Annotated in this window: 21 protein-coding genes; 11 read left to right on the top strand and 10 right to left on the bottom strand. The window is 64.6% G+C overall.

What is annotated here, in order from left to right:
• The first annotated feature begins 9 nt into the window (after window positions 1-9).
• Both copM and NKJ73_RS16405 read left to right on the top strand, forming a co-directional pair.
• Window positions 10-396, top strand: a complete 387-nt coding sequence (gene copM, locus NKJ73_RS16410) for a CopM family metallochaperone (RefSeq protein ID WP_352570225.1) — start codon at window positions 10-12, stop codon at window positions 394-396.
• 109 nt (window positions 397-505) lie between these two features.
• Entirely contained in the window at window positions 506-1,351 is an 846-nt protein-coding gene (locus NKJ73_RS16405; RefSeq protein ID WP_352570224.1) for an aldo/keto reductase, read from the top strand.
• 212 nt (window positions 1,352-1,563) lie between these two features.
• Here NKJ73_RS16405 and mutS read toward each other — a convergent pair whose 3' ends face one another.
• Window positions 1,564-4,212, bottom strand: a complete 2,649-nt coding sequence (gene mutS, locus NKJ73_RS16400; RefSeq protein ID WP_352570371.1) for a DNA mismatch repair protein MutS — start codon at window positions 4,210-4,212, stop codon at window positions 1,564-1,566.
• 203 nt (window positions 4,213-4,415) lie between these two features.
• Between mutS and NKJ73_RS16395 the strand changes: the two genes are divergently transcribed.
• Window positions 4,416-6,695 (top strand): NADP-dependent malic enzyme, encoded by a 2,280-nt coding sequence (locus NKJ73_RS16395; protein ID WP_352570223.1) that lies wholly within the window; start codon window positions 4,416-4,418, stop codon window positions 6,693-6,695.
• A gap of 183 nt (window positions 6,696-6,878) precedes the next feature.
• Here NKJ73_RS16395 and NKJ73_RS16390 read toward each other — a convergent pair whose 3' ends face one another.
• Window positions 6,879-7,871: an adenosine kinase gene (locus NKJ73_RS16390; protein WP_352570222.1), complete on the bottom strand. Its 993-nt coding sequence runs from the start codon at window positions 7,869-7,871 to the stop codon at window positions 6,879-6,881.
• 213 nt (window positions 7,872-8,084) lie between these two features.
• Between NKJ73_RS16390 and NKJ73_RS16385 the strand changes: the two genes are divergently transcribed.
• Window positions 8,085-8,846 carry a sulfate transporter family protein gene (locus tag NKJ73_RS16385; protein ID WP_352570221.1) on the top strand — a complete coding sequence of 254 codons (762 nt, stop codon included), beginning with the start codon at window positions 8,085-8,087 and terminating at the stop codon, window positions 8,844-8,846.
• Here NKJ73_RS16385 and NKJ73_RS16380 read toward each other — a convergent pair.
• The 4 genes from NKJ73_RS16380 to NKJ73_RS16365 all read right to left on the bottom strand — a co-directional run bounded on the left by NKJ73_RS16380 (window position 8,777) and on the right by NKJ73_RS16365 (window position 12,016).
• A complete protein-coding gene (locus tag NKJ73_RS16380; RefSeq protein ID WP_352570220.1) occupies window positions 8,777-9,775 on the bottom strand; it encodes a proline racemase family protein in 999 nt (332 codons plus the stop codon). The two genes, NKJ73_RS16385 and NKJ73_RS16380, sit on opposite strands and share 70 nt — an antisense overlap.
• Window positions 9,776-9,789: 14 nt before the next feature.
• Window positions 9,790-10,593, bottom strand: coding sequence for an isocitrate lyase/PEP mutase family protein (locus NKJ73_RS16375; RefSeq protein WP_023676373.1), 804 nt, complete (start codon window positions 10,591-10,593; stop codon window positions 9,790-9,792).
• A 77-nt stretch (window positions 10,594-10,670) separates the two neighbouring features.
• On the bottom strand, window positions 10,671-11,528 hold the full coding sequence (locus tag NKJ73_RS16370) for a hypothetical protein (protein WP_352570219.1): 858 nt from the start codon (window positions 11,526-11,528) through the stop codon (window positions 10,671-10,673).
• 77 nt (window positions 11,529-11,605) lie between these two features.
• On the bottom strand, window positions 11,606-12,016 hold the full coding sequence (locus NKJ73_RS16365; RefSeq protein WP_352570218.1) for an SRPBCC family protein: 411 nt from the start codon (window positions 12,014-12,016) through the stop codon (window positions 11,606-11,608).
• A gap of 82 nt (window positions 12,017-12,098) precedes the next feature.
• Between NKJ73_RS16365 and NKJ73_RS16360 the strand changes: the two genes are divergently transcribed.
• The gene (locus tag NKJ73_RS16360) at window positions 12,099-12,683 is read left to right on the top strand and encodes a TetR/AcrR family transcriptional regulator (RefSeq protein WP_352570217.1); all 585 of its coding nucleotides are present in this window, start codon (window positions 12,099-12,101) and stop codon (window positions 12,681-12,683) included.
• Window positions 12,684-12,716: 33 nt separating this feature from the next.
• Here NKJ73_RS16360 and NKJ73_RS16355 read toward each other — a convergent pair whose 3' ends face one another.
• The 3 genes from NKJ73_RS16355 to NKJ73_RS16345 all read right to left on the bottom strand — a co-directional run bounded on the left by NKJ73_RS16355 (window position 12,717) and on the right by NKJ73_RS16345 (window position 14,413).
• Window positions 12,717-13,373, bottom strand: a complete 657-nt coding sequence (locus NKJ73_RS16355) for an HAD family hydrolase (protein WP_352570216.1) — start codon at window positions 13,371-13,373, stop codon at window positions 12,717-12,719.
• Window positions 13,373-13,858, bottom strand: coding sequence for a dUTP diphosphatase (gene dut, locus NKJ73_RS16350; protein ID WP_023717930.1), 486 nt, complete (start codon window positions 13,856-13,858; stop codon window positions 13,373-13,375). Before dut ends, NKJ73_RS16355 begins: the two co-directional genes overlap by 1 nt.
• Window positions 13,859-13,942: 84 nt before the next feature.
• Window positions 13,943-14,413 (bottom strand): Lrp/AsnC family transcriptional regulator, encoded by a 471-nt coding sequence (locus tag NKJ73_RS16345; RefSeq protein ID WP_023676368.1) that lies wholly within the window; start codon window positions 14,411-14,413, stop codon window positions 13,943-13,945.
• 115 nt (window positions 14,414-14,528) lie between these two features.
• Here NKJ73_RS16345 and NKJ73_RS16340 point away from each other — a divergent pair, with 115 nt between their 5' ends.
• A complete protein-coding gene (locus tag NKJ73_RS16340; RefSeq protein ID WP_352469961.1) occupies window positions 14,529-14,744 on the top strand; it encodes a DUF6356 family protein in 216 nt (71 codons plus the stop codon).
• A gap of 171 nt (window positions 14,745-14,915) precedes the next feature.
• Entirely contained in the window at window positions 14,916-16,289 is a 1,374-nt protein-coding gene (locus NKJ73_RS16335) for an amidase (protein WP_352570215.1), read from the top strand.
• On the opposite strand, the gene NKJ73_RS16330 is transcribed toward NKJ73_RS16335, so the two are convergent.
• Window positions 16,283-17,359, bottom strand: coding sequence for an NAD(P)/FAD-dependent oxidoreductase (locus NKJ73_RS16330; RefSeq protein ID WP_352570214.1), 1,077 nt, complete (start codon window positions 17,357-17,359; stop codon window positions 16,283-16,285). The two genes, NKJ73_RS16335 and NKJ73_RS16330, sit on opposite strands and share 7 nt — an antisense overlap.
• Before the next feature lie 117 nt (window positions 17,360-17,476).
• On the opposite strand from NKJ73_RS16330, the gene NKJ73_RS16325 reads away from it, so the two are divergent.
• From NKJ73_RS16325 to NKJ73_RS16310, 4 genes are all read left to right on the top strand, one after another.
• On the top strand, window positions 17,477-18,067 hold the full coding sequence (locus tag NKJ73_RS16325; RefSeq protein WP_352570213.1) for a TetR family transcriptional regulator C-terminal domain-containing protein: 591 nt from the start codon (window positions 17,477-17,479) through the stop codon (window positions 18,065-18,067).
• A 4-nt stretch (window positions 18,068-18,071) separates the two neighbouring features.
• Window positions 18,072-18,989, top strand: coding sequence for a haloalkane dehalogenase (locus NKJ73_RS16320; protein WP_352570212.1), 918 nt, complete (start codon window positions 18,072-18,074; stop codon window positions 18,987-18,989).
• Window positions 18,990-19,254: 265 nt separating this feature from the next.
• Complete coding sequence (locus NKJ73_RS16315; RefSeq protein ID WP_352458662.1) at window positions 19,255-19,617, top strand: hypothetical protein; 363 nt, start codon at window positions 19,255-19,257, stop codon at window positions 19,615-19,617.
• Window positions 19,618-19,700: 83 nt separating this feature from the next.
• Complete coding sequence (locus NKJ73_RS16310) at window positions 19,701-21,299, top strand: peptide chain release factor 3 (protein WP_502893745.1); 1,599 nt, start codon at window positions 19,701-19,703, stop codon at window positions 21,297-21,299.
• Window positions 21,300-21,405: the final 106 nt, after the last annotated feature.

Raw genomic sequence — 21,405 nt, 5'->3', positions numbered from 1 at the left:
AGACGATGAATGACCTTGGCCAAGAAGATCGTGCTGCTGATGATGGCGGCGGGAATGCTGCTTGCCGTTTTCCTCGAAAGCGTTCCGGCGCAAGCCGAGGAGATGAAACACGACATGGGCGCGATGGGCGCGCAGGGCCCTTCGACCGAAGGCTACAAGGCGGCGATGGACAAGATGCATACCGACATGATGGCAATCGAATATTCCGGCAATGCCGACGTCGATTTCGCCCGCGGCATGATCCCGCATCACCAGGCGGCGATCGACATGGCCAAGGTCGAGCTCGCCAATGGCAAGGATCCGGAAATCCGCAAGCTGGCCGAAGCGGTGATCGCCGCGCAGCAGGCCGAAATCAAGCAGATGCAGGACTGGCTTGCCGCCCATCCGGTGAAGTAGGCGTCACGCTGTCGGGGAATCCGGGCGAGAGGCTTCACCTGGATTTCTGCTTCACCTGGATTTCCCTTGGCGGCTATGGTGCTATCCGGGCCTCGGACTGGAGCATGCCATGCCATCGACGATAAGAACGACCACCCTGCCCTGCGGCGAAGCTGTGCCGGTGCTCGGCCAGGGCACCTGGAAGATGGGCGAAGACGGCCGCCGCCGTGGCGACGAGGCCAATGCCCTGAAGCTCGGGCTGGATCTCGGCATGACGCTGATCGACACCGCCGAAATGTATGCCAGCGGCGGCGCCGAGCAGGTGGTGGCGGAGGCCATCGCCGGACGCCGCGACGAGGTTTTCCTGGTCTCCAAGGTGCTGCCGTCCAATGCCTCGCGCACCGGCGTGAAACGGGCATGCGAGAACAGCCTGAGGCATCTCGCCACCGACCGAATCGATCTTTATCTGCTGCATTGGCCGGGCAGCGTGCCTTTGATGGAAACGGTAGAGGCGTTCGAAGCGTTGAAGGCAGCCGGCAAGATCCGCCACTGGGGCGTCAGCAATTTCGATACCGGCGAGATGGAGGAGCTGGTCCGGTTGCCGGCCGGCGGCAACGTCCAGACCAACCAGGTGCTCTACAATCTGTCGCAGCGCGGCGTCGAGTTCGACCTCGCCCCGTGGAGCTGGGAACGCGGCATGCCGCTGATGGCCTATTCGCCGGTCGATCAGGGGGTATTGGCGCGCAACGCCAGGTTAGATGCCATCGCCGCCCGCCACGGTGCGACGCCGGCGCAGATCGCGCTTGCCTGGGTGATGGCGCAGGACGGGGTGATTGCTATTCCGAAGGCCAGTCGCCCGGAGCATATCCGGCAGAATGTCGCGGCGTTGGAGATCGAGCTCACGAGCGAAGATTTCGGCGAAATTGACCGCGCTTTTCCGCCACCGAGGCGGAAGCAGGGCTTGGCGATGATTTGAGGGTTCGCGCAGTACAAGGTTTGCGATCCTTCGCGCCCCCCTCTGTCCTGCCGGACATCTCCCCCACGAGTGGGGAGATTGGACGTCGCATCGGCTTTCGCCAACTTCAAACGAAGAAAAGACGCTGCCAGCGAAGCTGCCAATCTCCCCCCTTGAGGGGGAGATGTCCGGCAGGACAGAGGGGGGTGCCGTAGAGCGCTATCGGACGAGCACTACTTCCCAGCCATCCCCTTCAGCCGGTACAGCGCCTCCAGCGCTTCCCTTGGCGTCATCTCGTCGGGATTGATCTCCGCTAGCGCCAAACCCAGCCCATCACTCTTCGCCGGCTTCGACGCCTCCCGCTTCGCCGCCACGGAAAACAGCGGCAGGTCGTCGACCAGACGGTTGGCCTTGCCCGAGACCTCGCCTGCTTCAAGCTGGTGCAGCACTTCCTTGGCCCGGCCGACGACGGCCTCTGGCAGGCCGGCCAGCCGCGCTACCTGGACGCCGTAGGAACGGTCGGCCGCACCCTTGCCGACCTCGTGCAGGAAGACCACGTCGCCCTCCCATTCCTTGACCCGCATGGTGACGTTGGAGAGCCGCGGCAATTTTCCGGCCAGCGCCGTCATCTCGTGGAAATGCGTGGCGAAGATCGCCCGGCAGCGGTTTTTCTCGTGCAAATATTCGACCGCCGCCCAGGCGATCGACAGGCCGTCGAAAGTGGCGGTGCCGCGGCCGATCTCGTCGAGGATGACCAGTGCGCGTTCGCCTGCCTGGTTGAGGATCGCCGCCGTCTCGACCATCTCGACCATGAAGGTGGAGCGGCCGCGCGCCAGATCGTCGGAGGCGCCGACCCGCGAAAACAGCCGGTCGACGACGCCGATATGGGCTGATGCCGCCGGCACGAAGGAGCCGGTCTGGGCGAGGATGGCGATCAGCGCGTTTTGCCTGAGGAAGGTCGATTTGCCGCCCATATTGGGGCCGGTCAGCAGCCAGATCGCGCCGGCCTTGGCATCGCCTTGCGGCGACAGATCGCAATCATTGGCGACGAACGGGCCTTCGCCGGAACGCCGCAGCGCCTGTTCGACCACCGGATGACGTCCACCCGAAATCTCGAAGGCAAGGCTCGCATCGACCAGCGGCCGGCACCAGGCCTCGCTCTCGGAAAGCAAGGCAAGTGCGGCCGAAACGTCGAGCACGGCGAGCGCTTCGGCGCCGGCACGGATCGTGTCGGCCTGGCCGACCACTTCCGCCGTCAGCGCCTCGAAAGCGGCAAGCTCGATCGCCAGCGCCCGGTCGGCGGCGTTGGCGATCTTGGTTTCCAGTTCGGCGAGTTCCGTGGTGGTGAAGCGCATGGCGTTGGCCATGGTCTGGCGATGGATGAAGCGCGCCTTGGCGCCGTCGCTGCCGGTCATCAGCGCATGGTGGTTAGCGGTGACTTCGATATAATAGCCGAGCACATTGTTGTGCCTGATCTTCAGCGAGCGGATGCCGGTCTCGTCGATCAGCGAACGCTCCAGCCCGGCGATCACCTTTCGCGACTCGTCGCGCAGTGCCCGCATCTCGTCGAGTTCGGCGTGGTAGCCGCCGCGGACAAAGCCGCCGTCGCGCTTCAGCAGAGGCAGCTCGTCGCTGAGCGCCTGTGCCAGATGCGTCGCCAGATCACTGGGCAGTGCCTTGATAGCTCCCAACGCCGCGGTCAGTTCGGCCGGCAATGCGGTTTGGCCGAACAGTTCGGCGATGGCGCCGGCCGCTTCGAAACCGGCGCGCAGCGCGCCGAGGTCGCGCGGGCCGCCGCGGTTGAGCGCCAGCCTGGACAGCGCCCGCGGCATGTCGGCGACGCTCTTCAGGCTTGCCCGCACTGCCTGGCAGAGGCGCGTTTCGGAGCGGAAGAACGACACCGAGTCCAGCCTTGCGGCGATGGCCGCCGGGTCGGTCAGCGGCGCCGTCAAGCGGTCGGCGAGCAGCCTTGCGCCGCCACCGGTCACCGTGCGGTCGATCGCCTTGAACAGCGACCCGTCGCGGCTGCCGGACAGCGTGCGCAGCAGCTCCAGATTGGCGCGCGTCGCCGGGTCGATGAACAGCGTCGAGCCCTGCTCCTCGCGCTCCGGCCGCGACAGCGGCGGCCGCTCGGCCTTCTGCGTCTTTTCGACATAGGCGATGACGCCTGAGATCGCCGACAGCTCGGCGCGCGAAAACGTGCCGAAACTATCCGGCGTTGCCACCTCGAAGAAGCGGGCGATGCGGCCGGCGGCCGAAGCCGAATCGAACAGTGACGGCGGCTGCGGGCTGGCGACGCGGCCGAGCACGTCGAACACCGGTTTCAGCTCCGGGTCGTAAAACACCGGCTCGGCGACGATCAGCTCGCGCGGATCGACACGGAAGACGTCGGCGAGCAGCCGGTCGGCGGTGGTCTCGGCGACGCGGAAGACACCGGTCGAGATCTCGATCCAGGCCAAGGCGAAAGCGTGCTCTGCCCCACCCTTGACCCGTCCCAGCGCCATCAGAAAACTCGATTCCGACGGCGCCAGCAATTTGTCCTCGGTGATGGTGCCGGGCGTTACCAGCCGCACCACGTCGCGGCGCACCACCGATTTGCCGCCGCGCTTCCTGGCCTCCGCCGGATCCTCGATCTGCTCGCAGACAGCGACGCGGAACCCCTGGCCGATCAGCTTCTGCAGATAATCGTCGGCGGCATGCACCGGCACGCCGCACATCGGGATGTCGAGCCCCTGATGCTTGCCGCGCTTGGTCAGCACGATGCCGAGCGCCCGGCTTGCCTTCTCGGCGTCGTCGAAGAACAGCTCGTAGAAATCGCCCATGCGGTAGAACAGCAGCGAATCCGGGTTCGCCGCCTTGATCTCGATATACTGCTCCATCATCGGCGTCGCCGGCGCGAAGGCCGGCGTGGCATCGTCGCTTCGAATGGGCGTCTCGTCGTTCAAGAAGCTGCTTCCAAAATTTTCCAAGCCATGCTTGGCGGTTTACAGCGGCGAAGTGTAGCCTTAATCCCGAACCTTCCACAAAAGAAAGCATGCGCACCCATCTCAAGCGGTGCCGTACGGGCGAGGAAACCAAAAGTACCATGGCCAAGAAAACCGAAAGCAACGGGCCCTCCGTCAGCGCCCAGGAGGCGTTGGAATTCCACGCCATGGGCCGTCCGGGCAAGCTGGAGATCGTCGCCACAAAACCGATGGCGACGCAGCGCGATCTCAGCCTCGCCTATTCGCCGGGCGTCGCGGTGCCGGTTCTCGCCATCGCCGAGGACCCGAGCCGCGCCTTCGACTACACGGTTCGCGGCAACATGGTCGCCGTCATCTCCAACGGCACCGCTATCCTCGGCCTCGGCAATCTCGGCGCGCTGGCCTCGAAGCCGGTGATGGAAGGCAAGGCGGTGCTGTTCAAGCGCTTCGCCGATGTCGATTCCATCGACCTCGAGGTCGACACCGAGGATGCCGACGAATTCATCAACTGCGTGCGCTTTCTCGGCCCCTCCTTCGGCGGCATCAACCTCGAGGACATCAAGGCGCCGGAATGCTTCATCATCGAGCAGCGGCTGCGCGAGCTGATGGACATCCCGGTCTTCCATGACGACCAGCACGGCACCGCCATCATCTCGGCCGCCGGCCTGATCAACGCGCTGGAAATCACCGGCCGCGACATGAAGACCACGAAAATGGTCTGCAACGGCGCCGGCGCTGCCGGCATCGCCTGCATCGAATTGATGAAGGCGATGGGCTTTGCGCCAGAAAATATCATCCTGTGCGACACCAAGGGCGTCGTCTTCCAGGGTCGCACCGAAGGCATGAACCAGTGGAAGTCGGCGCACGCCGTGAAAACCGGCGCGCGCTCGCTGGCCGAGGCGCTGGACGGCGCCGACGTGTTCCTCGGCCTCTCGGCCAAGGGCACGCTGACCACCAGGATGGTGCAGTCGATGGCCAAGAACCCGATCATCTTCGCCATGGCCAATCCCGACCCCGAGATCACGCCTGAGGAGGTCGCCGAGATCCGCACCGACGCCATCATGGCGACGGGACGGTCCGACTATCCCAACCAGGTCAACAACGTGCTTGGCTTCCCCTACATCTTCCGCGGCGCGCTCGATGTGCGGGCGACCACCATCAATGACGACATGAAGATCGCCGCGGCCAAAGCGCTCGCCGAACTGGCGCGCCAGGACGTGCCCGACGACGTCGCCGCCGCCTATCAGGGCATGCGGCCGAAATTCGGCCCCAACTACATCATCCCGGTGCCGTTCGACCCGCGCCTGATCTCGGCCATTCCGATCGCGGTGGCCAAAGCGGCGATGGACTCCGGCGTCGCGCGCAAGCCGATCCTCGATCTCGACCGCTACGCGCAGGAGCTTTCCGCCCGCCGCGACCCGATCGCCTCGACGCTGCAGCGCATCTACGACCGCGTCCGCCGCCAGCCCAAGCGCATCGTCTTTGCCGAGGGCGAGGAGGAGCAGGTGATGCGCGCCGCCGTCTCCTATGTGAACCAGCGGCTCGGCACCGCCATCCTGCTCGGCCGCGACGACATCATCAAGGAAAACGCCAGGAATGCCGGCATCGATCTCGGCAAGCAAGGCATCGAGATCATCAATGCGCGGCTGTCGCGGCGCAACTCGGTCTACACCGACTATCTCTACGAGCGCATGCAGCGCAAAGGCTTTCTGTTCCGCGACTGCCAGCGGCTGATCAACAACGACCGCAACCATTTCGCCGCCTGCATGGTGGCGCTGGGCGATGCCGACGGCATCGTCACCGGCGTTACCCGTAACTATTCGACGGCGCTCGACGACATCCGCCGCGTCATCGACGCAAGGCCCGGCCACTGCGTCATCGGCGTGTCGATCGTGCTCGCGCGGGGTCGCACCGTCCTCGTTGCCGACACCGCGGTGCACGACATGCCTGATGCCGTCGAGATCGCCGACATCGCCGAGGAGGCCGCCGGCTTCGCCCGCCGCATGGGCTACGAGCCGAGGCTCGCCATGCTCGCCTATTCGACCTTCGGCCATCCGCAGGGCGAACGCTCCGAGCGCGTCCAGGAAGCGGTGCGCATCCTCGACAAGCGCCGCGTCGATTTCGAGTATGACGGCGAGATGGCCGCCGACGTGGCGCTCAACGCCCGCGCCATGGCGCAGTATCCGTTCATCAGGCTGACCGGCCCGGCCAATGTGCTGATCATGCCGGCCTTCCACTCGGCCTCCATCTCGACCAAGATGCTGCAGGAGCTCGGCGGCTCGACCGTCATCGGCCCGCTGCTGGTCGGCCTGAACAAGCCGGTTCAGATCGTCTCGCTGAATGCCAAGGACAGCGACATCGTCAATATGGCGGCGATCGCGGCGTATAGCGCGGGGGCTTGAGGAGCGCGTAGCGGCAGCACCTCTTTCCTTCTCCCCCTGTGGGAGAAGGTGGCCGAGCGAAGCTCGGTCGGATGAGGGGTGCTCCAGCTTGGCACCGACGGCGATCCGTCCAGCACCCCTCAACCGTCTCGGCGCTGCGCGCCGATCCACCTTCTCCCACAAGGGGAGAAGGGAGAGGCGCTCCTACAACAACCCCGCCTGCTCGGCCTCGCGGCGCAGGTTCTGCCTCGGCCTTGGGCCGATTTGCTGGATGACCAGCCCGGCAGCCAGCGAGCCGAGATTGCCGCACTGCTTCAGGCTGCGGCCTTGCGTGTAGCCATAGAGGAAGCCGGCGGCGTAGAGGTCGCCGGCGCCGGTGGTGTCGACCAGCTCGCGGATCCTGGTCGCATTGATGGTGACGGTCTCGTCGCCGCGCACGATGACCGAGCCCTTTTCCGAGCGGGTGACGGCGGCGATCTTGCAGTCCTTGCGGATCCGCGCCAGCGCCTCGTCGAAGGAAGCGGTCTGGTAGAGCGACTTGATCTCGTGGCTATTGGCAAAGACGATGTCGACGGTGCCGGAGCGCATGAGATCGAGGAACTCGTCGCGGTAGCGGTCGACGCAGAACGAGTCCGACAATGTCATCGACACTTCGCGCCCGGCGGCGTGGGCGAGCTTAGCCGTCTGCCGGATCGCTTCCTTGGCGCGCGGCGGGTCCCACAGATAGCCCTCGAAATAAGTGACGGCGGCGCCCGACGCCTTGTCGGCCTCGACGTCCTCCGGGCCGAGCTCGACGCAGGCGCCGAGATAGGTGTTCATCGAGCGCTCGCCGTCCGGCGTGACGAAGATCATCGAGCGCGCCGTCGGTGGCTCGCCGCTGAGCGGCCTGGTGTCGAAGGCGACGCCCTGGGCATGGATGTCGTGCGCGTAGATTTCGCCGAGCGCGTCGTTCGAGACCTTGCCGAAGAAGGCGGCGCGGCCGCCGAAGCTGGCAACGCCCGCCGCCGTGTTGCCGGCGCTGCCGCCCGAGGCTTCGATGGCCGGGCCCATGCGGCTGTAGAGCAGTTCGGCGCGCCTCGTGTCGATCAAATTCATCGCGCCCTTGATGATGCCGTTGGTCTCCAGGAACGCCTCGTCGCACTGGGCGATGATGTCGACGATGGCATTTCCGACACAAAGCACGTCATAGTCCGGCATCAATTCATGTCTCCGCCAAAAACCCACCGGCTTTCTGCCACGCCGGGCGCGGGCGGGTCTAGCGGTTTGATGCGGCTTTGCCTAGGCCGCGAGTTATAAATCCGGGCAGAACGCATGCTTCGTATCGCGCGGTTTGCGCTTGTCTCGCGACCTGTCTCCGCCTATCCCGAAATATCGCCCATGGGCCTCGTTTGACATGGAATTGGAAACGCCGTGATCCTCGACGCCGCCCGTGCCGCCTTGAGCCGGCTGTTCTCGCCCGAATTCCGTTCTGTGTTCCTGAAGACGCTGGGGCTGACCTTGCTGGCGCTGGCGGCGCTTTGGTTCGGGATCAAGAGCTTGTTCGAATGGCTGGCCTGGCCGTGGATCGATGCATGGCTGCCCGCCCTACCCTCCTGGGCCGGATGGCTGGGCGCCGTCGTCGCCGGCATCGGCCTTGCGCTGGGCTTGGCGCTGCTCATCGCGCCGGTGACGGCGATCATCGCCGGCCTGTTCCTCGACGACGTCGCCGAAGTGGTCGAGCGCACGGATTATCCAAACGACCCGCCCGGCCGCGCCGTGCCGGCGTTGCGCTCGCTGGTGCTGGCGATCCGATTTTTCGGCGTCGTTATCCTCGGCAACATCGTCGCCCTGCTGCTGCTCTTGGTGCCGGGCGTGAACATCGCCGCTTTCTTCATCGTCAATGGGTATCTGCTCGGACGCGAGTTCTTCGAATTCGCCGCCATGCGCTTTCGCCCGGAGGCCGAGGCCAAGGCGCTGCGCAGAAAGCACTCCATCACCGTGTTCCTGGCCGGGCTGGTGGTCGCCGCTTTCCTCGCCGTGCCGCTACTCAATCTTCTGACGCCGCTGTTCGCCGCCGCCATGATGGTGCACCTGCACAAGGCGATCTCGGCACGGGAAGGGAGCTATCTCAGCAGAAAACCCCTGCCCAGTTCGTCGTCGTCCTCGACGATGAATTCGGCCCGCCCTGAGTAATAGGCGCGGCCGCCGACGCGGGCGATGATGGCGTCATGCGGCCCGGCTGTGGCCGTGCGTACGACGGCGCCGGAAAAGCGCGAGCCGGCGATGCTCTCGAACAGCCGCGTCCGGCCAATCTCGATTTGGCCCTTGGCGTGCATGGCCGCCAGCCGCGCGGTGACGCCGGAGCCGGTCGGCGAACGGTCGACCTCCGCCTCGGCGAAAACGCAGATGTTTTTGGTCGGCGTATCGGAGAACGCATCCTGTCCGTCGGTCAGGATGGTGCCGTAGAGAAAGGCGAGATCGGCATGGTCGGGATGCGACAGCGGCAATTCGGCCTTGAGCTTATTGGTCAGCGCGGTCGCTGCATCGACGAAATCGCGCACCCGGTTCTGGCCGAATTCCAGCCCGAACTGGCGGCAGTCGGCCAGTGCATAGAAGGCGCCGCCATAGGCGATGTCGAAGCCGACCGGACCATAGCCCGGCAGCTCGATCCGCTGGTTGCCGGCGAACAGAAACGCCGGCACGCTTTCGAAGGACACCGCGCCGGCCTTGCCGTCCCTTACCTCGACCGCAGCCGAAATCAGCCCGCATGGCGCCTCGACATTGACGGTCGTCATCGGCTCGCGTGGCGCCACCAGCCGCTCGTCGACGGCGTAGCGGCCGAGCGCGACGATGGCGTGGCCGCACATCGTCGAATAGCCCTCATTGTGCATGAACAGCACCGCGAGGTCGGCGCCCGGCAGGTCGGGCTCCACCAGCAGCGCGCCATACATGTCGTAATGGCCGCGCGGCTCGAACATCAGGATCTTTCTGAGATGATCGAGATGGTCGCGCACATAGGCACGCTTTTCGAGGATCGTGCCCTTGGGAATGTCGGGGTAGCCGCCGGTGACGATCCGCAGCGGCTCGCCGCCGGTGTGCATGTCGACGACGGTGAGCGTCATTCGCCGGGCCCCGCCTAGGCGGAAGATTTGGCAAACAGCGCCTGCAGCTTGCCGAACGGCATGGCGGCGCGGGTGAAGCCGAAGGTGCCATCCTGCTGGATCTCGCGCGCCGCGGTCTCCAGCATGCCGAAAGCAAAATTGGTCAGCCATGGGCCGAGCGAGATGCGCTTTACCCCAGCCATGGCAAGATCGGCGATGGTGAAGCCGGGCCTAGCCATGACGTTCACGGGCTTGGTCAGCGCCGAGCAGACGGTTCGCACCATCTCGATGTCGCCCAGGCCCGGTGCATAGAGCACGTCGGCACCGGCTTTCTCGAAGGCCTGCAGCCGCTTGATCGTGTCGTCGAGATCGGGCTTGCCCCACAGGAAATTCTCGGCCCGCGCGGTGAAGACGAAATCGCGTTTCAGTGCCCGTGCCGCTTCCGCCGCCGCCGCGACGCGATCGACGGCATGCGAAAAATCATAGATCGGCTTGGCGGGCTCGCCGGTATGGTCCTCGATCGAGCAGCCAGCGAGGCCAGCCGCCTCGGCGGCGAAGATGGTCTCGCCGGCACTTGTCGCGCTGTCGCCCTTGCCCTTTTCGAGGTCCGCCGAAACCGGCAGCCCGGTCGCCGCCGACACTTCACGGCAATGATGGATCATCGCCTCGAATGTCACCGCGCCGTCCGGCAGGCCGCGCGAAAAGGCAAAGCCGGCGCTGGTCGTGGCCAGCGCCTTGAAGCCGAATGAGGCCAAGAGCTTGGTCGTGCCGACGTCCCATGAATTGGCCATGACGAAGATCGATGTATGCAGGTCGCGAAAAATCTTGCCCTTATCCATGGATGCTCCCCTCCGGTGCGGATTATGAAGGAAATTCTAGCCCGGCGGAACGCGCCGGGCAAACAAATGCGGTTGGCTCAGAAGCGTTTGGCGTTCTCTCCTGCCAATCGGTCCAGCGCATCGGAATCCTTGACGTAACGCGAAGCGTTTTTGCCCCAATGATAGGTGACGGAAATGTCGCGTGAAGACGCCTCTGGCGGCGGCTGGCCGTCGCAGCTTTCATCGCCCGGCACTGTCGCGTCGGTCACCGTAACCTTGATGGCTGCATAGGGCTGGCCGTCGGCAATCGCCTGGAAGGCCGCATTCTGCGTCCTTCGGTTGGTGCAGAGGTTTTCGTCGAACGTATAGATCATGTCGATCAGCTCGAACCTGTCGTTGCGGACCATGACCAGCGGCGCGATCACATAGCCCTGGCTCGAATTGAAATGCGTGCTCGTGGTGATGATGACGTCATCGCCGGGCCCGATCGACAGCTTGCCCGGATCGCGAAAGTAGGTGCTGCGGTCGACGGCAACATTGACCGCGTCGAGCAAGGCCGGCTTGCCGGTGATGTCGTAGAGTGCCAGCACTGCATAACCCTCGGCGCTGTCAGGCGAGTCGCCGAGGTCGAGCAGCATCGCCAGCCGGTCCTTGCCGCCGGCCTTGATGTCGAGCACGTCGGCGCTGGAAAGACCCGACGTCGCCGGCGGCGAGCCGTCGTAGTCCGGTCCAGCGATGTGGCGCATCTCGATCGGCATCGAACCCCGGAAAAAGCCGGCCTTGTCCGCGGCCAGATCGGGAATGACCATCCTGGCGAGATCGAGATAGGTGACATCGCCGTGGCCGGGGACGGCGCTGCCGAGCTCCGGGAAGCTGACGGCCTCCGCGCCGGCCGTCGTCCAAAGACAGGGCAGCAGCAGGCAAGCAACGATGAAACGAAGCAGGGAGAAGGTCATGCGCGCGCGCTCGTTATGTCGGGCGCGCGCAAGCTATAGCATTTTGCGGCCAAGAGGAAACACTTGGCGTTGCCTCACTATGTTGGTTTGGCTTGGCTCGCCAGGGTCTGCTGGAAAACCGGCACCAGCTGATCCATGGCGGCTGCGAGCCACGTGCCGAGTTCGTCGGGCAGAGTATCGTGAATCCAGACCAGGCGGCTCCGGCCCTCGCCCTCGGCAAAGACCTGCATGGAGGTGTTATCGTGAGTGACCTCGTCGCCGAGCCATCCCCACACGATCCGCCGGCCCTGCTCGTCGCGGGCGATGAGCCGCTCTCGCACGATCTTGCCGTCGGCGAAAGTAAGGACCCGTACGTCGCCCTCATCCACCCGGCAATCGACGAAAACGCCTGGGGCTATCCGTTGGGCGCCGCCGGCGAAGTCGCCCACCGTCGCCCATACGCTTTCCGGTGAAGCATCTACGATGATTTCCCTGACTATCGAAGCCATGTTTCGCCTTCCCTTCGTTAACAGGTAGACCTGTCTGTCTACATATGGATGTATACAGACCTGTCTGCTATACGGTCAAGGCATGTCCGCAGCCCGAATCAACGATCGTCCCGAAAGTCTTGCGCGCCGCCGCATCCTCGAAACGGCGACCGCGCTGTTTTCTCTGGAGGGGGTGCGCACAGTCGGCATCGACCGCATCATCGCCGAGGCCGGCGTTGCGAAGGCGACGTTCTATCATCACTTCGCGGCCAAGGACGACCTCGTCCGCGCCTATATCGAGGAGATCAGCAAGGGAGGACGGGCGGCAATCGCGAGCCTTGGCCGGCGGCCACCTCGCCTGATGATCCTTGCCGTATTCGATCTCATCGCCGACGCGGCGGATCAGCCGGGCTACCGCGGCTGCCCGTTCCAAAATGCCGCGGCCGAATACCCCGACCCGAGGAGCCCGGTTCGCGAGGCAATCGATAAGCATCGTCACTGGAAGTGGGGCATCCTCAGGGATCTGCTGATCGCTGACGCAAATCCCGATCCGGACCGCACCGCGGACGCGCTAACAGTGGCGGCCGACGGCCTGCTTGTCGTCAGTCATCTCGACAGGCCGGCCAATCTGCGCACTCTCATACGCGACACGGTCGACCGAGTACTTGGGGCGCCGCGCCCGGTCTGAGATCTGGCGCGCATGCAGCCTGCGCAAAGGCGATCAGTGGATCGGCACCAGCCCGGCCAGTTTACGCATGTCGTCGAACAGGATGCCTCCGGCTTCGATCAGTCCATCGCGGTCGGAAAGCGGGTCGCCGTGGTAGGAATAGACGCGCATGCCGGCGGCGATGCCGGCTGCCGTGCCGGCGACGCTGTCCTCGATGACGATGCAGTCGGCGGGCGCGAAGCCCATCGTCGCTGCCGCATGCAGGAAGAGGTCGGGGAACGGCTTGCCACGCGAGACCATGGTCGAGCTGAACAGCGCATGCTCGAAAAGCGGCAGCAGCCCGGTCTGGCCGAGCGTGATGTGCATTTTGGACACCCGTGCCGACGAGGCGACACAGGTGGCGATGCCGGCGGCGTGCACGGTTTCGATGAACTCGCGAACGTTGGGGATGGCCTCGACGCCATGCGCGAACAGGTCCGGCAGGCCGGCGTTCCAGCGCTCGACGAAATCGGCGCCGAGGCTGACGCCGGTCGCCTCGACTTCCTTCTGCACCGAGACCATGCTGCGGCCGGAGAAATTCTTGCGGCAATATTCGAAGCTGGCCGGAAAGCCGGCCGCGGTCAGCCATTCGGCGAGGCGCCGATTGGCCAGGTTCTCGGTGTCGACCAGAACCCCGTCGCAATCGAAGATGACGAGCTTGGGTATTTTCATCAGGCCGTGCCGGTCGATCCGAAGCCGCCCGAGCCGCGCGTTGTGCCGCCAGCCAATGTGCGCTCCTCGACGGTCGCCTGCGTCACCGGGGCGAAGACGATCTGGGCGATCCGCATGCCGCGCGTCACCGCGAAATCCTCGTCGCCGAGATTGATCAGCAGCACCTTGACCTCGCCGCGATAGTCGCTGTCGATGGTGCCCGGCGTGTTGAGGCAGGTGAGCCCGTGCTTGAAGGCGAGGCCCGAACGCGGCCGGACCTGGCCTTCGACGCCCTCCGGAATTTCCAGGACCAGCCCGGTCGGCACCAGCGCACGCTTTCCCGGCAGGATCAAAAGCGGCCTGTCGTCCGGGACGGCGGCGCGCAGGTCCATGCCGGCGGCGCCCGAGCTTTCATAGGCCGGAAGCGGCAAGCCCTCGCCATGCGGCAGCCTGACGAAGCCGACAGCCGGACCGATGACGGAGGTGGGATAAAGTGCTGCGCGCATGAGGCTGATCCTATCGTCGCGAACGCCGGTTCAGTCAACTCGGCGGCAATGCTATCAACGGCTTTCTTTCAGCACAGTTCCGCTTCAGCGCAGCTCCATCGGAACGACCGTGGTCTCCTTGATCTCCTCCATGACGAAGGAGGCCGAAACGTCCGACAGCGCCACCTTGGCGATCAGCCGCTGGTAGAGCCGGTCATAGGCCTTCACATCGGCAACGCGGGCGCGCAGGACATAGTCGAGATCGCCGGACATGCGGTAGGCGCCGGTGATCTCGGCAAAGCCGGTCACCGCCGCTCGGAATCTTTGCAGCCAGTCGGGATCGTGGTTCGAGGTGCGGATCAGGATGAACACCGAAAGGCCGAGCCCAAGCTTGTCGGCGTCGACCAGCGCCACCCGGCCGGTGATGACGCCGTCTTCCTCCAGCCGCTTCACCCGGCGCCAGCAGGCATTGCGCGACAGCGATATTCTTGCCGAGAGCTGGTCGACGGACAGCGTGCCGTCGCGTTGCAGCTCGGCCAGCAATCTCCGGTCTATTTCGTCGATTTCCGGCGCCATGTGGGATGTTTGTCCCAAAATTCAGCCTTTCACAAGGACAATTTGAGACCGATGAACCGAACACCCATGCCAGTATACTCATCGCCGGCTCTTCATGCCGGCAGGAGGGATCGACATGACGGCACGGCTCGCAAGACTTTTCACCTCTCACCCGGCCGCGGTCGGCGAGAGCTATTTCGGCCATATGGCTTTCGCCGCATGGTTCTCGTCGCGATTGTTCATGGCGGCGTTTGCCGCGCTCGTTCATGCTTTCTTGCCGTTTCTGTTCGAGACCACGGCAAGCGGCATCATCCGTGAGCTCTATGAGCGGACGCACAACAGGGGACGGTAGGCCGTAGAGGCGCCGAGCGCGGCGAGGCCGCTGGACAGCGCCAACGCTCAACGGGCCCGGCAGCGCAATCCCGATCAAGCGCCGCCATCGTCGAAATGTCGAGCCAGGCTTGCATCCACGCGCCAATCCGCCATTTTGAGGAGCGCGGCGCGATAGCGCGGAGCATTCACCATGGATATCGTCTTTTCCTCGACCACCAATCTGGCCGCGGCCACCCGCGACCGTACGGTTTCCGCAATAGAGGTGCTGGACGCGCATCTGGCGCAGATCGACAGGCACAATGAGGCGGTCAACGCAGTCGTAACCCTCGATCGGGACGGTGCGCGGCAACGCGCTGGCAAGGCCGACGAAGCCCAGGCGCGCGGCGAGGCCCTTGGGCCGCTACACGGCGTGCCGTTCACACTGAAGGACACGCACGAAACAGCGGGCATGAGAACCACCGTCGGCTTCCCGGCTTTCGCCGACTTTGCCCCGAGGGCAGACAGTCCGGTCGTTGCCTGGCTGAAGGCGGCAGGCGGCATACTGGTGGGCAAGACGAACGTGGCGACAATGCTCGGTGACTGGCAGTCGAGCAATCCGCTGTTCGGCCGCACCGGCAATCCCTGGAATCTCCAGCGCACCGCCGGCGGCTCCAGTGGCGGTGCGGCGGCGGCGCTCGGCACCGGAATGACGCCGTTCGAGGTCGGCACCGACATGCAGGATTCGATCCGGCTGCCGGCCGCCTTTTGCGGCGTCTGCGGCCTCAAGCCGACCGAGCACCGCGTCTCGCTCGCCGGCGCCTTCCCCGATCCAGGCGGGGCGCCGCGCAGCGTGAGGCTGATCTCCTGCCTCGGACCGATGGCACGCAGCGTCGAAGACCTGGTACTGATCTACCGCCTTATTGCCGGGCCGGATGGAAGCGATACCGACCTTGCGCCGGTACCGGTCGAAGACATGCCGGAGCTGGATCTGACGACGCTGCGCATTGCCTTCGCGCCGTCCTTCCCAGGTTTTCCGGTGGCAGGCGAGATCAGGGCTGCGGTCGAAAGCCTGGCAAAGGAGCTTCAGGCGGCAGGCGCGATCGTCGAGGAGGCCAAATTGCCGAAGCTCGACCTGCACGACGATCTGGAGCAAGGCGGCGCGCTGATCGGCATGATGCTGGAGGCGGCCCAGCCCGAACCGCGGGAGAAGCCGACACGGGTCTCGCGCTGGTTCGAGGCGCTCGCCCGCCGCGACCGCTCCATCCTGGCGTGGGAACGGTTCTTCGACGGCTGCGACGCCTTGCTGTGCCCGGTCGCCATGGCCACCGCCTTCCCGCATTGCGATCCGGGAACGTCGATCGAGGTCGACGGTAGCGAGCAAAGCTACTGGATGCTGCCGGCCTATGGCGCGGTGTTCAATTACAGCGGCCACCCCGCACTGTCGCTGCCCTGCGGACAGGACAGCAATGGCCTGCCCATCGGACTACAGCTTGTTGGCAAACGCTGGTCGGAGTCGCGCCTGCTCGGGATCGCCAGGGCAATCGAGCCGCTGGCCGGCGGCTTTCGCCGTCCGCCCGGTTATTGAGTAAACCGCCCCAGCCCGTAGGGATCAAGCAGCGGATCGCGCTCGCCATCGAGGATTTCGCGGGCGGCGAACAGGCCGACGGCCGGTGCCAGCGTGATGCCGGAATGCATGACCGCGACGTAGACGCCGCTCGTGCCTTCGGCGCGGCCAATGATCGGAAAGCCATCGACCGGCGTCGGCCGATAGCCAATGGTGTGGAAATCGAGTTCCAGCTCATCCGCGCCGCGCAGCATCGCCTTCATCGCCGCAAACAGGTCGCGGGCGGTGGCCGCAGCATCCATGCCGGGATCGGCGCCGCCGAAATCCGAGCCCGCGATGATGCGGCCTTCCGCCGTCTGGCGCATATGCAGGCGGTCGCCGATCACCAGGCCGTTGAGCAGCTTTTCGTAGGGGCGCGAATGCACGATCAGGCCGGGTGGCGTCTCGATCGGCAGTTCTATCCCGGCTGTTGCCGCTAGTGCCGGAGAGCCGGCTCCGGCCGCGATCACCACCTCGTCGGCAGCAATCCGCCCGCCGGATGTATCGACGCCGGCAATCCTGCCGTTGGCTTGCACCAGAGCGGTGACGGTCGTCTCGGCTACAATTCGCGCGCCGCGCCGTTCGGCGTCGGCCAGCAGTGCTTGCGTGGCGGCGACCGGCTCGGCGACACCTTCCTCGGCGACATAAAGGGCGAAATCGGGAAGTTCGGCCAGATTGGGCTCGATACGCGCCGCTCCGGCACGGTCGACACGCTCGATGCCGTAGCCCCATGCGGAGTGCTCGGCCGCATAGGCCTCAAGCTCGGGACGTGGCAGGTCCCAGCACAAGCCACCGCACCACTGCAACGGGATGCCGGGCACCTCGTTCGCCAGCCGCGTCCATTCGGCCATCGACCGAATGCGTAGGCGGAAATAGACCTCCGGATTGCCCCAGCTGGCATTGATCCAGGCAAAGGAATTCGGTGTCGCGACGCCGCCGGCGCCGCTGCCGGCAATGACCGTCACCTTTGCTCCGGCCCTGGTCAGGTGCCAGGCGATGGAGGCGCCGATGATGCCGGCGCCGATGACGATGACTTGTTTCGCCGCTGTCATGCTTCACTCCTCGTTCCAACGCCACCACTGCGATGCCATTGCCCGTGGGTTCTGCCAAGAGCGCGCGGTATAAAATATGCTTCTTGACTTTAATACGTACGTACGTATTATACCGGCATGGCTAGACATTCACTTCGCGAAAAACTTCTCGACGCCGGTTTCAACACCATCTGGAATTCCGGCTATTCGTCCGCCGGCGTACGCGACATCGTCGCCGCGGCCGATGCCCGCCCGGGGTCCTTCACCAATCATTTTGTCTCCAAGGAGGCGTTCACCGGCGAGGTGCTGGACCGCTATTTCGCCTATGTGAGCGGTTTGGTGGAGCAGGCCCTTGCTCGGGACGGCACGCCCCCGGTCGGGCGCTTGCGCCGCTATCTCGAAATCATCACGTCGAAGCTGGAGGCGCATGATTGGGCACGGGGCTGCATGATCGGCAATCTCAGCCTCGAGACGGCGGCTCACAGCGAGGCGCTGAGGCTGCAACTCGTCGCCATTTTCGAACGCTGGCGTAAGCCCTTTGCCGAATGCATCGCCGAGGGCCAGGCGGCTGGCGACATCACCGACGCGTTCGATGCCGAGGACCTCGCCGATTTCCTGTTGAGTTCCTGGCAAGGCGCGATGCTGCGCATGAAGGTGGAGCGCAGTCCCGAACCGCTCGAGCGTTTCAAGAATATCGTCTTCAAAACAGTCTTCGCAAAAAGGAGCTGATCCGATGAACCCGAAACTCGAAAAGCGCACAATGTTGCCACGCTCGCAAGTCGCGGTGCTCGATTCCACCATCTCCTATGTCGAGGCAGGCACGGCTGGCCCGACGGTACTCTTGCTGCACGGCAACCCGACGTCGTCCTACATCTGGCGCGACATCATCCCGCATGTGGCGCCGTTCGGCCGCTGCATAGCGCCCGACCTGATCGGCTATGGCCAGTCCGGCAAGCCGGACATCGACTATCGCTTCTTCGACCACGTCCGGTATCTCGACGCCTTCATCGAGACGCTTGGCATCACCGACATGGTTGTCGTCGCGCAGGACTGGGGCACCGCGCTCGCCTTCCATCTCGCCGCACGGCGGCCGCAGCGGATCCTCGGCCTCGCCTTCATGGAATTCATCCGCCCCTTCGAGAGTTGGGACGATTTTCACCAGCGTCCGCAGGCGCGCGAATTGTTCAAGGCAATGCGCACGCCTGGCGTCGGTGAGAAGCTTGTCCTGGAAGACAACGTCTTCGTCGAAAAGGTGCTGCCGGCTGCGGTGCTGCGCACGATGAGCGATGAGGAAATGGCCGCCTACCGGGTGCCGTTCCCGACGCCGCAATCGCGCAAGCCGATCCTGCGGCTGCCGCGCGACCTGCCGATCGAAGGCCAGCCCGCCGATGTCGCCGCCATCAGCGAGCACGACCATCGGGCGCTCCGGGCATCCTCCTACCCGAAGCTGCTTTTCTCAGGCGATCCCGGCGCCCTCGTCTCGCCGCAGGCGGCACGGGGCTTCGCGGCTGGGCTGAAGAACTGCCGCCTGATCGATCTCGGACCCGGCGCGCATTATCTGCAGGAGGACCATGCCGACAGGATCGGCATCGCAATTGCCGAGTGGATTCCGGAGGTGGCCTTCGAGAGCCGAGCGACCGAATCGGCCTGACGTCGGGACGTGAACCGGCGGCTGCGGCAGCCGGAGAGGTCGACAGCACTGCACTCGGGTTCCAGGCGATGGAGGCGCCAATGATGCCGTATCCAATGACGATGATGTTCTTGCTCGCGGCCGTGTACCTTCAAACGCCCAGGACTTCTTGCCCTCATTGCCACCATGCTACAGACTTGCCAAGAGCGTTGCCGGGACCGCTCTCGAAGCGGGTCGATGACGATCGCCTCACTGGAAACGTTCAGCTCAATCACATGAGGGTCATTTGCGCCGCTGGATAAAAGGGCTGGTTTTTGCTGCAGCCGGAGCCGCCATTGTTTATGCCGTCTTCTTCGGCCCGCTGCCGATCGTTCGATCTTGGTGGCAGGACGACAACTGGCTGGATCCTTTGCATAAGCGCCATCGCATTGCTGACGGTTTGGTGCTGACCGGGGCGTTGGTTGGGAAATCGCGGGCAGAAGTTGTTGCCATGCTCGGCGAGCCGCCGAAGACGGACTATTTCGAGGACTGGAGTCTGGTTTATATTCTTGGTTCGGAAAGAGGATTTTTTTCGATCGACTCTGAATGGCTGGTTATGCGCCTGGATGACGCTGGCTCGGTCACGCAGGCGGCTATCGTCAGAGACTGAACCTGCTGCCGGGGTATCAGCGGTGTTTCCGTTCGACAGGCCGGAAAAGCGCTGCTAGAAGCCCGCGCCACAGACAGGATTCCATGAAATTGGCTGAAGACATCGAACAAGCGGTATCGCGCCGCCGCACTTTCGCGATCATTGCCCACCCCGACGCCGGCAAGACGACGCTCACCGAAAAACTGCTTTTGTTCGGCGGCGCCATCCAGCTTGCCGGCGAGGTCAAGGCCAAGAAGGACCGCATCCAGACCCGCTCGGACTGGATGAAGATCGAACGCGAGCGCGGCATTTCGGTGGTCACCTCGGTGATGACCTTTGAATACGAGGACACCGTCTTCAACCTGCTCGACACGCCCGGCCACGAGGATTTCGCCGACGACACCTATCGCACGCTGTCGGCGGTCGACAGCGCGGTCATGGTGATCGACGCCGCCAAGGGCATCGAGCCGCGCACGCTGAAACTGTTCGAGGTCTGCCGGCTGCGCGACATCCCGATCATCACCTTCGTCAACAAAATGGACCGCGAAAGCCGAGACCCATTCGACATCCTCGACGAGATCGAGCAGAAGCTGGCACTGGATACAGCGCCGATCACCTGGCCGATCGGCCGCGGCAAGACCTTTTCCGGGACCTACCATCTGGCGCTGAACGCGGTGCGCAAGGGCGACGCCGAAAAGGAGCGCACGCCGGTCAACGGCCCCGATTCCAACCGCGTCGCCGGCCTGTTGCCGGAGAACGAGCGGGAGGCCTTCATCGAGGAGCTGGAGCTGGCGCGCGCGGCCTGTCGCCCGCTCGACCTCGACGCCTTCCGCGAGGGCCATTTGACGCCGGTCTATTTCGGCTCGGCGCTGCGCAATTACGGTGTGCGCGACCTGATCGAGGCGCTCGGCGCCTATGGGCCGCCGCCGCGCGCGCAGGAGGCCGACAGCCGCAAGGTCGAGGCGACCGAGGACAAGATGACCTCCTTCGTCTTCAAGATCCAGGCCAATATGGACCCCAACCATCGCGACCGCATCGCCTTCGTCCGCGTCTGCTCCGGCAAGCTCGAGCGCGGCATGAAGGCCAAGCTGGTGCGCACGGGAAAACCGATGAGCCTGTCGGCACCGCAATTCTTCTTCGCCCGCACCCGCGTCACGGCCGACGAGGCGTTCGCCGGCGATGTCGTCGGCATCCCCAACCACGGCACGCTGCGCATCGGCGACACGCTGACCGAAGGCGAGGAGATCCTGTTTCGCGGCGTGCCGAATTTCGCGCCTGAAATCCTGCGCCGCGTTCGCCTCGGCGATGCCATGAAAGCCAAGAAGCTCAAGGAAGCGCTGCACCAGATGGCCGAGGAAGGCGTCGTGCAATTGTTCTCGCCGGAGGACGGCTCGCCAGCCATCGTCGGCGTCGTCGGCGCCCTGCAGCTCGACGTCTTGAAGGAGCGGCTAAACTTCGAATACACACTGCCGGTCGATTTCGAGATGTCGCGCTTTTCCGTCTGCCGCTGGATATCGGCCGACGACAGGGCCGAACTCCAGCGCTTCATCGAGGCGCATCGCGGCGACATCGCGCGCGATCTCGACAACGATCCGGTGTTCCTCGCCCAGCACGCCTTCTCGCTCAACTACGAGGCCGAGCGCTGGAAGGCGATCCGCTTCACCGCGGTCAAGGATTATCAGGTCCGCGACAGAGCGGCTTGACGCGCCCCTTCCCTTCTCCCTTTGTGAGACCTTTGCACAGAAGCCGATTGGTGATTCTGTGATGATGGTCGAAGCAGGGAGATTCGGGATGGCGGATCGTGTTCTG

It is taken from the genome of Mesorhizobium sp. M0074, assembly GCF_040322975.1.
GTDB lineage: Bacteria > Pseudomonadota > Alphaproteobacteria > Rhizobiales > Rhizobiaceae > Mesorhizobium.
Note: the sequence above shows the minus strand (reverse complement) of the source record. Positions and strands in the feature narration are given on the sequence as shown.

What these genes read in the sequence shown, in the direction of transcription:
- copM (WP_352570225.1), top strand. Translation starts at nt 10, where the DNA reads ATGACCTTGGCCAAGAAGATCGTGCTGCTGATGATGGCGGCGGGAATG.
- NKJ73_RS16405 (WP_352570224.1), top strand. Translation starts at nt 506, where the DNA reads ATGCCATCGACGATAAGAACGACCACCCTGCCCTGCGGCGAAGCTGTG.
- mutS (WP_352570371.1), bottom strand. Translation starts at nt 4,212, where the DNA reads ATGATGGAGCAGTATATCGAGATCAAGGCGGCGAACCCGGATTCGCTG.
- NKJ73_RS16395 (WP_352570223.1), top strand. Translation starts at nt 4,416, where the DNA reads ATGGCCAAGAAAACCGAAAGCAACGGGCCCTCCGTCAGCGCCCAGGAG.
- NKJ73_RS16390 (WP_352570222.1), bottom strand. Translation starts at nt 7,871, where the DNA reads ATGCCGGACTATGACGTGCTTTGTGTCGGAAATGCCATCGTCGACATC.
- NKJ73_RS16380 (WP_352570220.1), bottom strand. Translation starts at nt 9,775, where the DNA reads ATGACGCTCACCGTCGTCGACATGCACACCGGCGGCGAGCCGCTGCGG.
- NKJ73_RS16375 (WP_023676373.1), bottom strand. Translation starts at nt 10,593, where the DNA reads ATGGATAAGGGCAAGATTTTTCGCGACCTGCATACATCGATCTTCGTC.
- NKJ73_RS16370 (WP_352570219.1), bottom strand. Translation starts at nt 11,528, where the DNA reads ATGACCTTCTCCCTGCTTCGTTTCATCGTTGCTTGCCTGCTGCTGCCC.
- NKJ73_RS16365 (WP_352570218.1), bottom strand. Translation starts at nt 12,016, where the DNA reads ATGGCTTCGATAGTCAGGGAAATCATCGTAGATGCTTCACCGGAAAGC.
- NKJ73_RS16360 (WP_352570217.1), top strand. Translation starts at nt 12,099, where the DNA reads ATGTCCGCAGCCCGAATCAACGATCGTCCCGAAAGTCTTGCGCGCCGC.
- NKJ73_RS16355 (WP_352570216.1), bottom strand. Translation starts at nt 13,373, where the DNA reads ATGAAAATACCCAAGCTCGTCATCTTCGATTGCGACGGGGTTCTGGTC.
- dut (WP_023717930.1), bottom strand. Translation starts at nt 13,858, where the DNA reads ATGCGCGCAGCACTTTATCCCACCTCCGTCATCGGTCCGGCTGTCGGC.
- NKJ73_RS16345 (WP_023676368.1), bottom strand. Translation starts at nt 14,413, where the DNA reads ATGGCGCCGGAAATCGACGAAATAGACCGGAGATTGCTGGCCGAGCTG.
- NKJ73_RS16340 (WP_352469961.1), top strand. Translation starts at nt 14,529, where the DNA reads ATGACGGCACGGCTCGCAAGACTTTTCACCTCTCACCCGGCCGCGGTC.
- NKJ73_RS16335 (WP_352570215.1), top strand. Translation starts at nt 14,916, where the DNA reads ATGGATATCGTCTTTTCCTCGACCACCAATCTGGCCGCGGCCACCCGC.
- NKJ73_RS16330 (WP_352570214.1), bottom strand. Translation starts at nt 17,359, where the DNA reads ATGACAGCGGCGAAACAAGTCATCGTCATCGGCGCCGGCATCATCGGC.
- NKJ73_RS16325 (WP_352570213.1), top strand. Translation starts at nt 17,477, where the DNA reads ATGGCTAGACATTCACTTCGCGAAAAACTTCTCGACGCCGGTTTCAAC.
- NKJ73_RS16320 (WP_352570212.1), top strand. Translation starts at nt 18,072, where the DNA reads ATGAACCCGAAACTCGAAAAGCGCACAATGTTGCCACGCTCGCAAGTC.
- NKJ73_RS16310 (WP_502893745.1), top strand. Translation starts at nt 19,701, where the DNA reads ATGAAATTGGCTGAAGACATCGAACAAGCGGTATCGCGCCGCCGCACT.